This window comes from Tardiphaga sp. (assembly GCF_041424195.1).
Taxonomy (GTDB): domain Bacteria; phylum Pseudomonadota; class Alphaproteobacteria; order Rhizobiales; family Xanthobacteraceae; genus Tardiphaga.
The window spans coordinates 1-10,596 of the sequence record NZ_JBGMOE010000080.1; the positions used below are offsets into that span (position 1 = coordinate 1).

Here is a 10,596-nt window from a genome sequence, read left to right on the forward strand (position 1 = left end):
GGGAGGCGCTGGGGCGTCCTCGAAAGAGGCGTCTCGCGTCTACCCTACCGAGACCCTGAAAGGGACACGGTGGAGCCGGACCGTCATTGGCTGCCGGACCAAGTCCCGGCGCCAAGGATGGTTGGCGAAGTAGAGCGCGATCCCGGCCGAAGGCCAGGGGGACGGCAAGCACCTGCTCGTATTTTTCCTGCCCGCCCCCTGTCATCCTTGACACCCTATGTTCTTATAATGTTCTAACGCAGCCATGAGCAGCAAACGTCTCGATACCCTGGCCGATCTGGTTCGCCATGGCCTCAACGCGCAGGTAGAATGTCTCGGCTGCCACCGCATTGTGATCGTTCCGGCAGCCAAACTGCGAGACCGATGTTTTGCCAAATCCATCCCGATGAAGCTGGAGATCGTCGCGCGGCACTTGCGCTGCAGCTGCGGTCACCGCGGGACGAAGCTGGACGCCACCGGTGTCCAGCTGTCGCCCCCCTGAAAGGGCTCGGGCGACGCCTGCGCGCCGCCCTGCCGGTCAGATAAACTCGACGTTCTCGGCGATGATCTCGCAGCCGTAGCGGTCGTTGCCTTCGGCGTCCTGCCAGCGCGAGTAGTGGATGCGGCCCGTCACGGCGAGCTGGTCACCCTTGGCCTTGTGCTGGCGCAGCGGGAGCCCGAGGCCGTTGAAGACGGTGATCTTGTGGAATTCGGCATCCTTGACCGGGTAGCCGGTTTCCGGATCCTTCTGGACCTTGCCGTCGCGGATAACCGGACGTTCGGTCACGAGGATCAGTTCGGTGATGCGGGTGTCGCTGCGGTCGCGGGCAACGGGATCCTTGGCGAGACGGCCGACGAGGTTGACGATGTTCATTGCAAGAGCCTCCTTGGTGCCGACGGCTCGTCCGCCGGTGCCCTTGTCGAGCCTCGGCGGGAGAGCTGGGACACCGCGCGCTTCCGCGCGCGGGGAACCTCGGAAATCGAGGTGGTGCGGGCAGCCCGGCTTGCCGGGCAACACGGCTCGCATTTCTGCAGGTTGGCCCTAAGCTCGACCAAAGAGGCATGGGCACTGGTCGGCAGACGTGCTGTTGGCACAGGAGCTTATCGCACGCCTGGACATCAACTTCGCCGCGTACCGGCTTGTTATTGACGATGATGATCACGGGATAATTCGCCCGCCCTTGCCGATCCCGGTGAGCGAGAGGTCCCTCTGCGGCACTGATCCGGAATACCCGACCTCGGCCACCTCCGGCGCCAATCCACAACGCCGGCGTGACTGGCCTGACGTTGATGCACGATCAGACAAGGCTCCAAGGAGCAGGCTGCCTCGGCGTTCCGGAAATCAATCGCGATCGACGGCAGCGGCGCCCCAGGCTCCGATGGCATCGATGATCTTTGCTGTGAACCGCGGTGGGAGTCGTCCGGCAATGTACCCGGGCTGCTTCATCAGGGGTCTGATGTCGAACCCGGGCCAGGTGAACCGGTTGAATTCCGAAACGACAATCGCGCTACCCGGAACGAGCCCGGCTGTGCGTGCGATCTCATCGGGGATGGGGATGGCGTTCTTGCGCCCCTCGCCCTTGGTCGTGATCGCGGCAACCAGATAGCGCGAGCCGTCCACACCCACGACGACGACGGAGCGTTCCTTGACGCCTTCGTCGCGGCCTCGTCTCTGCTCTTCCTCGAAGAGATAGACGTAACGGAGGATATGGCCTGCGGCGGGTCGGTCAGTCTTCCCAGCGGTCATTGGCAAGTTCACTGGCCGAAGGCCGTGCATTGGCAAAAGCCTTGCGGTCGGCTCCGGTCATGTCGGACGAAGCGACAGCTTCGATATTCATGTGGCCGGCGATCACACCGCGTGCCGCCTGTTCAAGATGGCGGAAATACTCGCTATCTGCGATTACATGCCGCTCGCGGCCATGGCTGGTCAGGACGACCGGCTGCTTGGTTGCCAGATCGAGGAACTCGCCGGTGTTGTTGTGAAACTGGGTTAGGGGAACCCTGGGGTGCTCATTCGCCGCCGTTGGCATGGTGGTATCTCCTCTTGGCCTTAAAATAGCAATTATTGCCAAAATAGCAAGATTTCTGTGGCGCCACTCGCCGCGCTAGTCGTCCCCATCTCTCGCCAGCGGCTCAGACAGCCACGGGACGAGGCCCGCATCAATCGCAATGCCCAGTGTCCTTGCGAGGCGGCAGGCTCGAGCGATTGACCCGTCTGGAACATCGAGCGCCCTTTCAATGTGCCCAAGGGTTTCGCCAGCGCCAGGCGCACAGACCGCGTGAAGCTTGCCCGGCTGTGCCGTGATGGCAAAAGGCCAAGTCATCGCGACACCGACAACCCGTTCATCGAGAACAAGCAGGGTGTCACCGGCTGCGATGCTCTCGTCGGTCTGCACGGCGTCGTAGGCATTGCCCGTCGAGGCGAACGCATGGATCCGCCAGACGCTGAAGGCGAAGCGCTCGCTGTCGGTCAGCATGGCAGGCTCCCTTCGGAAAAGGCGCGCTGCGCCGCCTCCGGGAAGGCCGCGTTGAGGTTGCGGTGGATCGGCCCGGAGGACTCCGGAAAGAATGCGCCGGTGCTGCTCGGCCGTGTGATCCGCAGCGCGCTTGCGACTGCATCCACGACGAAACCCGCAAGCTGACTGCTGGCTGTCAGTTTGCCGAATTCCGGCGGTGCAAACCCGGCTTGATGCCAAAAGGCAAAGCCGGTCTCGAGGGTCTCGATATAGCTGGCATGGCTACCATCGTCCTGTTCGTCATCGATGCTCGCCTCGACCGTCCGGTAGGTCCCGAAATCATGGGCGTTAGCCTTGATCCGCAGGGTGATCCCTGCGGGCGGAGGCCCGGCGACCGCGATCAGCGCAGCCCTGTAGAGCATTGCTTCCGCGGTATTCACGAGGTCGAAGTTCTGGGTGTGGCCGATCTGCGCACAGTCTTCGTTCCACGGAGCCCCGCCAAGATCGAGAGTCCAGTTTGTCTGTGCCATTCAAGCCTCCTTTGCTTGAACGGCACCTCCCCCTTCTCTCTCGCAGGCAGAGTTTCCGCTGCAGGTCGGCTCGGCTTGCAAGCACCGGGCAAAAGAAAAGGCCCGCCCGCGACGAATGCGCGGACGGGCCTTCCCGATGTGACCGGCGCGGGTCGCGGCACCGGTCACCGGGGGCTTGTCCCGGTCAGGCGTCGACGCTCGCGCGCGTCTTGCCCTTGGGTGCCGGAGCAGTGCTGTCGCCCAGACCGTCGCCGGTGGCAGCAGCGCTGTCAACGCTGCGGTCGCTGGCCGGTTCGTCGCCGGTGGCAGTCAGCGGCGGCAGGGCGCCTTCACTCTCGCTGCCGAAGCCGTCGAGCGAGGCCTTGGGCTTCGAGCGGCGCCAGGCGACGTTGTAGCTGCCATCGTTCTGCTGGAACATGGCGACCGGGATCGGCGCCGAGAGGCTGGGATCGTCGATCTGGCCCGAGAGGAAGCACTCGCCGGTCTCGTTCGACGAGTATTCCCAGAGCGCGCCGATCTTGACCCAGCTGCGGCGGTCCGCCGAGAGCGCCATGAGGTCGAACTTGGGTGCCCGCTCGTTGGTGGATTCGAAAGCCCGCAGGGCGACGGTCGCGCTGAAGGTGAGGGTGGTGATGCGGCCGATGTGAACGCCTTCTGCGTTGGCCTTGAGGGTGCCGATGTTCATGTCGAAGTTCTCCTGATGCCGTCCGAACCCCTTGTCCGGAACACCTTCTCCCATCCCCCCTCTCCTCCGGGCCCCTGGCCCGGCCCGTGCGCCAGCCACCGCAGGCGCGCGTCATCCTGTCCAGCCCGGAGGGCTGAGGAGTCTCGATAGTTGGATTGGAGCTGAACCAGCCCTGCTTCGAGCCAAGCGCGGTCTGTACCGACCTAAGCTTCGGGCTCGGACCCGTCCTTGATCTGGTTGAGGCGCGCCATGAACGCCTTGGCTTCCAGCTGATTGGGTCCATCGCGCGTGGCGAGGCAGGCCATCCTGTCGATCTCGAGCTGTGCGGCAAGACTTGCCTCGATATGGCAATAGGGCTCGAGCGCGCGGATTGCGTCAACCGCGCGGGGCAGCTCTCCGAAAGCGGTTCCGACCCATACGAGTTCGATTTCCTCCCCGTCTTCGTCAGGAGCGCTCAGAACCTGCGCGAAATAGGTCTGAAGCGGTCGGTCCCATCCGACATAGGCACTGGCAGCCGCAATCCCGTCACGAAGCGGTACTTTGTGCCTGCTCATGCGCTCGTTACCTCCCCACCCTTAACTGGGCCGATGCCCCGCGGCGCACTGACATGTCAGCCCCTGAACTCATCAGTAGTCCGCTGGCCGCATCAGCGTGATGACGCGCCGTGTCATCGCTGGATTGGCCGGATCCTCGGACCCAAATGCCAGTTCGGTGTCGTAATAATCGACTTTCATCAGCACCTTGATGCCATCGACATCCATGCTTGCAAAGTCTCGCTCGGGCGAATCCGGGGCGAAGGTGCAATGGCGCAGAGCGGCCATCAACCGAGCCTGAACCATCATGCTTTGTGCCACGGTGTCGCCGCCGAATTCTGCAAGCAACCCGGAGGTCATGACGATGCGGGCCGTTCGGTCACGGCCCTGGCGCGCGGCATCATTGAGCAGCGCAATGCGCTCGGTGCGTTGCCGCGCGCAAGTGAGGTCAGATGTGTCATGCATTGGAGGTCTCCTCCTGATCCAAGAGACGACGAGCGGACAACCGGACGGCCTCGCGGGACTCAGCCCGCAGGTTGAAAAGCGGAAAGCTGAACATCGATCGCGGTCCCGGCAGCAACGGTAATGGCAACCTGCCGGTCCTTGGGAATGACCCAGAGGATGCCGGCAAGCGTGTCGCGGATACGCGCCGCAATGGCCTCGTCCTCGCCGAGCAGCACCCGGGCCGCGAGCTCGCGCGCATCGCGCAAGAAGTGCTCGTGCTGGGTGTCCCAGGAGTCGGCCTCGCTGTCGTCGTTCGCGCAGAAACAGACGTTCTCGATCAGATCGACCAGCGTTTCAGGAGTCAGCGCCGGACCCGGAACATAGGCAATGCGGATCTGGTCGATGCCGCTGTACCAGCCATCCTCGCCGACGACGAAGGCGACATCTGCCGAGATCCGTTCCTCGCGCTGCGTTTCGCTGGCGCGGTGGAAGACGCAGAACCTCAGCTCGATCGTCTCGGCACGAACATGGTCATCGAGCGGGGGGAAGCTGCCGTTTTCGGCGATGACGTGGTCGCGCTCTCCGGCTGCAACATAGAAGCGCACGTTGCCGAGCTGATGCAGCGCGTCATACCAGCCATAGCCAGCGTATGCGGGATGGTTCTCGACGAGGTGCGGGCGCAAGGGGTGGTCGCGCAGCGCGCGCTCCAGTCCCTGGGCAATATCGGGCTCAAGATCCGCGACAAGGATCGTGTCCGCACCTGCTGCGATTTCCTCATACTCGACACTGACGTTGTCGCTCTCCGCAATGGCAGCATGCCAGCGGGGCAGGCAGGGGTCGGCCTCCGGCAGGGCAACCCCAAGATCGCGCGCTTCCTTCCAGTTCTCGAAGGAAAGCCGGTGCTGGCCTCTGTGCGCCAGCGCGGCATAGATCGTGCGCCTGCAGGCCGCCTGAAGCGCCGCAAACGCGGCATTCTCGACGAATTCCTTGCGCGCCGGGAGCACAAGGGCAAGGCCCGGGGTGGCCCCGATATCGAGCCGGGCATGGTATGTTTTGCCGCCAAGGCTCTCCGAGACGCTGGCAAGCTTGCGGGTGAGCACCATCCCATGGAAATTCGTCGTGGGGTCCTGGTGGTATTCGCGCCCTTCGAACACGCCGATCTGGCTGCCGTTCCACTCGGCGATGTAGATTGCCTTGGCGAGGAAGTCCTCGCGCGGCATTTCCGTGCCATTGAAGAACACCGGCAGCGGGTAGAACTTCGCGACCTCGCGCAGAATCCGCTCGGTGGTCTGCTCGCTCACACCGGGCATCAGGAAGCTGATTGTCGTCCCGACGGGGCGAGCAAGGGGCTGCACGGCAATGTCCTGCGCACCGGTCCAGCCATCCGCTGGGACATGGACCGACCATCCGATGTCGGCATCGGTATGACGCGAGCTGATCCGGGTTTCCTTGCCCGCCAGGCTGAAGACACCCATGCCTGCCGGGTCTTCGGCCTCATGGATGTGCTGGCTCCAGCCCGAATCCCCCAGCGCAATCATGGTCTGCGGATGGGCGACTCCGGTTCCATCATCGACAAGGGTCAGGCGCGCTGCGTCCTGATCCGCGCAGCAGGCGATATCGATTCGGGAAGCGCCCGCGCGGCGACTGTTCTGGAGGAGCTCGCCGAGGATATCGCCGATGGTGCCATTGAAGAGGCGCGTGACTTTGGTGATCGTCTTCGGGCTAACGCTGGGTCGAATAACTGTCGGGTTCATGACAAGGGGTCCTTCATCGCACTGTTTCGCCCCTCCCCTCCCCCTTCCCTTCAGAACAGCGGATTGATGCCTGGCCGGAGCCCGGCTGCCTTGGCCTGCTCTTCAGCCAACGCGCTTGGGTCGCAGGGCTTCAGGAATCGGGATGATCTCGTGCGCCGTATCACGCAGCGCCGTAACCTCGCCGCGCGCGGCGTAGAGGTCCTTGGCGATGAGCGCGCAGACTTCGGCCTCGCCATAGGTTGGCCGGCCAAGGTGATCGACGCGCTCGACTTGTCGGGTAATCACGCCGACTTTGCCTTCCGGCACCCACTCGGCCCAATCGCCCCAGGCGCTGGTCACGCAGAATTCGCCGATCGCAGCCATATAAGCCTTGCGCGTCCGCAGGATCGCAGAGGAATTCTCCTCTATTGCCTCGCCGGTGAAGGCGCTGAAGCGGTCCGGGTGCCAACATCGGGTAGTATCGCGGGCAAGCTGCAGGAAGCCCGCAGAGCAGGAGCCCTGCCCTTCAAGCTCGCTGGTGAAGGCAAGGATCGGGAGCCCCCAATCGCAATCTTCTTCGTAGGCCCCGCCTTCGATCCGTAGCGCCGCTGGCATGGCGGCCTGTCTCTGATCGGACAGAATGATACCGCCGTGGCTGGCGGTCATAACTGACCATATGCCGGGGGCCAGCTGATCGGCCTGCTGGACGGCGCCCCAGATGGAAGTGGAGGGACGCGGTGATGGGGCAAAACATGGCATGAGCGAACTCTCCTGTTGCAGGTTCGCTCAGACCCTCCCCCTCTTCTTCAGCTCAGGATCCCGAGAGCGGTCCGGGCAACGATCTCGGGCGTGACGTCTCCAAGAGCGAGGGCCGCCACCGGTCCAAGCTGCGAAAGACGAGTCCGCTCGATTGCCCTGAGGGCGAGATAATCCTCGTCGGACGACTGGAGGATTTGCAGCGCAAAGCGGCACTCCTGCCCGGTGTTGTCGTCGAGAAGGGCGATCAGGAAATCCGGCCTTACGGAGACGTCCGCAAATGGCAGATCGAAAAGGATCTTCTTCACCGCCATCCGGATGTCCCGGCGTCGCAGGATAAACTGCGCGTCTTGGAGCGCCCGCAGAACGTCTCGGTCGTGGTCTCGCTCTGTCGGCACGAACTGGTTGCCGCTCAAGACAGGCTGAGCGTAGGCGCGCAGCGCGACATAGCCCTCCTTCCTGCTGTGCTCGCCGACGACGGCGAGCACAAGAAACGGCGGCTCAACTTCGGCGCGGATGATCCCGGTGTGCTGGATGCGGTTTCGGACCGAGATCGTGCCGAGACCGGTGACGATCTCGGTGGAAGTGACCGCATTGGCCTCGAGCAGAAGAAACGCCTGGGGCGCGAATTCATGAGGCCATCTCTCGGCCGCAGCGCGCAGTCGGGCGTGAACCCGCCGCTTTTCGTAATCGATGGCGTTCGTGTAGAGATGGGCCGAGAGCGGAACCCTGGGCGCAATCTCGAGACCTTGCGCAGCCCGGCGCAGGAAACGCATCTCCTGGCTGATCGAGCCCTCCCGTGGCCCTGCTGGCGGAAGCTCGCGCAGCACGTTGGAACCCGCCCGCTCGAGCAGCAGCCACAGCAGTTTGCCGAGGCGCGGGATTGCAACACCGCGCGACCGGTCGTCTGGCTCACTGTGGTCCGGTTTCTGGGCGAGTTTCTCCGGCGCCTTCTGGTGCGCGTTGAACAGGCCATCTGGAACATCGAGCGCGTAGAGCGAATCCCTTGCTGTCTCGCGGATGCGCGGCGGTGCCTGGGGCAGGAAAAATGGACACGCCGGCGCATGCATCGGCCTCGAAGTCAGCCGCCGCAGATAATAGGTTTCCTGAAAGCTCAGGTAGGCCGGGCTCAGCAGCGGCGGCGCGGTGACCTCGCCCAGACAATCGCAGGCGAGCCATTTGTGATTCTCGCGCGCTGTCACGACGAGGGAGACGCAGGCCCGGTGATCGGCCTCGTTGCCATGGCCCGTGTACCAGCGGACCAAGGCTGCCCGCAGACCGTCGCCAATGGCGACGCGCCCGGTGCTACCTGTGGTGTCCTTGGCCACCAACCACATGGTCTGACGCTCTTGACCGCCCCTTTTGTTCACTCTATGTTCGTCACATAGAGGAATTTTGTCTTATGAACAAGGTATTCGATCTCGGCCAATTCGACCTCGATCTGACGCTGCGCGATGCATCGGTTGACCCGCTGGTGACGCCTACGCGGCGCTCGCTCAGCAATGCCTCTATCGGGATAGAAGCGTTCGATGCCTATTATTCGGCGCGCGAACTCTACGAAGCGCTGCAGGGGGTTTTCCTGGGCACACCCGGTGCCAAGAACAAGCTGACGCAGGTGCTTTCGTGCCAGTGCGATGATTATCAGCGGTGTCTCTACTACACGCTGGCGGGGCGCGGCATTGTCCAGATGCTGGATGATCTCGAATGGCTGCTCGATCTCCTGCGCCCTCGCTGCGAAATGTCGGGGAAGCTCCTTCGCTCCGGCGAGAGGCCTGCACCGCAGGTCAATCCCTATGTCGCAAGCGAACCCGACGGGCCCGTTCCGGCACGCTCGGCCGACTTCGTCGAGGGACCCTCGTGGTATCTCGATCCGTCGCTTGGCGGCCGGATCGAGGACTAGGCAGGCATCAGCTTGCCGGCCTCACCGGCAGAATCAGGGATTGCGCAGGCCAAGCCGGTCGTCGTCATCTACGAGCGTGATGCGCCCTTCCCAGTGCCACAGGACAAGGTTGAGAGCGTCGGCGGGAGCGCCGCGGGCGTAGCTCGGCACGACAATGCCCACATAGCCTTGCGCGATCGCGGCCTCCGCCAGATCTTGCGTCGGGACCGGTTTGCCTGAGAGCATCCGATCACGCCACGCCGGGTCGGCGAGCTCAGCCGGTGCGATACCGAAAGGCCGCAATGCAGCCGCATCGCGGCCATCGAGCAACGGTCCGATATCGGCCTGATAAGCGACGAGCGTGGTGGGCTGGAGGGTGCCAACCTGATTGGCCTCGCGCAGCGCGGTCTCTGGGGCGAGGGAAGTATAGAGCGCGCTGCGCCCGATGCGATTGAACCGTCCGCCAAACCGGGCCGCCCCCTCCCCTGAGAGGGGCTCGCGGGACCAGACCGGATTGTGGGCGCGGTAGAGCAGCCCGGTGAAGTGCATGAGGCTAGGCGTGAATGCCGGCGTCGACGGCGTCGATATAGGTCAGAACGTCATCGGCCCGATTGTTCTGCACAAGCTGCATTGCAGTCTGGCCCGAAAAGCCCGGCAGCGGCTCAGAGCGGTACCAGGCATAGGCCAGCAAGGCTGAACCGAACCGCGGTTCGACCTTGTTGAGCACTTCGACCATCTGCCGAAGGCGGCGCTGGGTACGATCGGAGGCAATCCGGTCCTTGCGCTGGATCGCGTCCTTGCCGAGACCCAGCGAGCGCGCCAGTTCGTCGCTGGTGGTGCGCAGCGCATCGACGATTTTGCGCGGAGCAAACGCGCCATTGTCCGCATAGTTCTGAATCGCCATTGCAAAGCTCCATGAATTCTGACGCGATATAGCGTCATTCTGAGCGGCCTTCAAGCTGCCATAGGGCTGGCGCCGAGTTCGTCACAGGACGACAACTTGCAGTTCGATCGCACCGGGTGGGTTTTCTCCCGTCGGCATGACACAGAAGGGCTGAAGCGTGCTGCCGGTTCTGACCACAGCGTGGCTCTTCCCGGTTTTCGCGCTCATCCGGATGGCGACGCGCTCGGCATTGGCCCGCCCGCAAAGGACACGGCGGCGCGGATCGAGGCTGGCAGAAGTCATGGAAGAGGCCCTCGCTACTGGGCTATCGGGAAGAAGGTCTTGATCCTTCGGGCGGGACGAATGATCTCGAAGCGCCGCTCCATCAGCCGGGAGATACGATAGGCCCCGAAGCCATCGGGTGTCCGCAGCTCGATCTTGCTCCCGCGCTTGCTGACCCGGAACTCGCGGTGTTCGCTGCCGTCAGTAAAGCGCAGCGGTTCGGGAAGCCGCAGGATGTCGCCATCGGCAACCTTTCGCTCCTTGAGACGCAGCATGGCGTAACACCGGTTGCGCCAGTCCAGGGCATAGGGGTGCGAGGATGAGGTGAGCAGTTCCAGGATGCTTCGCGGGCAATTCGCCTCGACGGGGCCGGATTGCTCATCCAGTCGGGTAGGATTGGTGCTGCTCATGGAGTCAGCCCTGATCCCCCCGCCGA

The 10,596-nt window shown here is 63.6% G+C and carries 17 protein-coding genes; 2 read left to right on the forward strand and 15 right to left on the reverse strand.

The window, feature by feature from the left end; genetic code table 11:
* The first annotated feature begins 244 nt into the window (after window positions 1-244).
* Entirely contained in the window at window positions 245-481 is a 237-nt protein-coding gene (locus ACEK02_RS12825; RefSeq protein WP_371422079.1) for a hypothetical protein, read from the forward strand.
* 36 nt (window positions 482-517) lie between these two features.
* On the opposite strand, the gene ACEK02_RS12830 is transcribed toward ACEK02_RS12825, so the two are convergent.
* The 11 genes from ACEK02_RS12830 to ACEK02_RS12880 form a co-directional block, all read right to left on the reverse strand.
* Window positions 518-853: a single-stranded DNA-binding protein gene (locus ACEK02_RS12830; RefSeq protein ID WP_022675505.1), complete on the reverse strand. Its 336-nt coding sequence runs from the start codon at window positions 851-853 to the stop codon at window positions 518-520.
* Window positions 854-1,321: 468 nt separating this feature from the next.
* A complete protein-coding gene (locus ACEK02_RS12835) occupies window positions 1,322-1,726 on the reverse strand; it encodes a hypothetical protein (RefSeq protein WP_072384183.1) in 405 nt (134 codons plus the stop codon).
* Entirely contained in the window at window positions 1,707-2,009 is a 303-nt protein-coding gene (locus tag ACEK02_RS12840; RefSeq protein WP_072384182.1) for a type II toxin-antitoxin system prevent-host-death family antitoxin, read from the reverse strand. Before ACEK02_RS12840 ends, ACEK02_RS12835 begins: the two co-directional genes overlap by 20 nt.
* Window positions 2,010-2,084: 75 nt before the next feature.
* On the reverse strand, window positions 2,085-2,456 hold the full coding sequence (locus ACEK02_RS12845) for a hypothetical protein (RefSeq protein ID WP_022675508.1): 372 nt from the start codon (window positions 2,454-2,456) through the stop codon (window positions 2,085-2,087).
* On the reverse strand, window positions 2,450-2,965 hold the full coding sequence (locus ACEK02_RS12850) for a hypothetical protein (RefSeq protein WP_072384181.1): 516 nt from the start codon (window positions 2,963-2,965) through the stop codon (window positions 2,450-2,452). The genes ACEK02_RS12845 and ACEK02_RS12850 overlap by 7 nt, the downstream gene beginning before the upstream one ends.
* 184 nt (window positions 2,966-3,149) lie before the next feature.
* Window positions 3,150-3,650, reverse strand: coding sequence for a DUF736 domain-containing protein (locus ACEK02_RS12855; protein ID WP_066044081.1), 501 nt, complete (start codon window positions 3,648-3,650; stop codon window positions 3,150-3,152).
* A gap of 203 nt (window positions 3,651-3,853) precedes the next feature.
* Window positions 3,854-4,204, reverse strand: a complete 351-nt coding sequence (locus tag ACEK02_RS12860) for a hypothetical protein (protein ID WP_052241788.1) — start codon at window positions 4,202-4,204, stop codon at window positions 3,854-3,856.
* 72 nt (window positions 4,205-4,276) lie between these two features.
* Window positions 4,277-4,648, reverse strand: coding sequence for a DUF3768 domain-containing protein (locus tag ACEK02_RS12865; protein WP_072384179.1), 372 nt, complete (start codon window positions 4,646-4,648; stop codon window positions 4,277-4,279).
* Between the two features lie 59 nt (window positions 4,649-4,707).
* Window positions 4,708-6,381 (reverse strand): hypothetical protein, encoded by a 1,674-nt coding sequence (locus tag ACEK02_RS12870; protein ID WP_371422080.1) that lies wholly within the window; start codon window positions 6,379-6,381, stop codon window positions 4,708-4,710.
* A 102-nt stretch (window positions 6,382-6,483) separates the two neighbouring features.
* Window positions 6,484-7,119, reverse strand: a complete 636-nt coding sequence (locus ACEK02_RS12875) for a hypothetical protein (protein ID WP_371422081.1) — start codon at window positions 7,117-7,119, stop codon at window positions 6,484-6,486.
* Window positions 7,120-7,166: 47 nt separating this feature from the next.
* Window positions 7,167-8,453: a hypothetical protein gene (locus ACEK02_RS12880; protein WP_371422082.1), complete on the reverse strand. Its 1,287-nt coding sequence runs from the start codon at window positions 8,451-8,453 to the stop codon at window positions 7,167-7,169.
* A 65-nt stretch (window positions 8,454-8,518) separates the two neighbouring features.
* On the opposite strand from ACEK02_RS12880, the gene ACEK02_RS12885 reads away from it, so the two are divergent.
* The gene (locus ACEK02_RS12885) at window positions 8,519-9,016 is read left to right on the forward strand and encodes a hypothetical protein (RefSeq protein WP_371422083.1); all 498 of its coding nucleotides are present in this window, start codon (window positions 8,519-8,521) and stop codon (window positions 9,014-9,016) included.
* A gap of 33 nt (window positions 9,017-9,049) precedes the next feature.
* Here the strand turns inward: ACEK02_RS12885 and ACEK02_RS12890 are convergent, their stop codons facing one another.
* The 4 genes from ACEK02_RS12890 to ACEK02_RS12905 form a co-directional block, all read right to left on the reverse strand.
* Window positions 9,050-9,544 carry an RES family NAD+ phosphorylase gene (locus ACEK02_RS12890; protein ID WP_371422084.1) on the reverse strand — a complete coding sequence of 165 codons (495 nt, stop codon included), beginning with the start codon at window positions 9,542-9,544 and terminating at the stop codon, window positions 9,050-9,052.
* A gap of 4 nt (window positions 9,545-9,548) precedes the next feature.
* Complete coding sequence (locus tag ACEK02_RS12895; protein WP_022675518.1) at window positions 9,549-9,899, reverse strand: antitoxin Xre/MbcA/ParS toxin-binding domain-containing protein; 351 nt, start codon at window positions 9,897-9,899, stop codon at window positions 9,549-9,551.
* Window positions 9,900-9,980: 81 nt separating this feature from the next.
* On the reverse strand, window positions 9,981-10,181 hold the full coding sequence (locus ACEK02_RS12900; RefSeq protein WP_371422085.1) for a hypothetical protein: 201 nt from the start codon (window positions 10,179-10,181) through the stop codon (window positions 9,981-9,983).
* A gap of 14 nt (window positions 10,182-10,195) precedes the next feature.
* A partial coding sequence (locus ACEK02_RS12905; RefSeq protein WP_371422086.1) for a hypothetical protein occupies window positions 10,196-10,596 on the reverse strand: 401 nt, incomplete at its 5' end.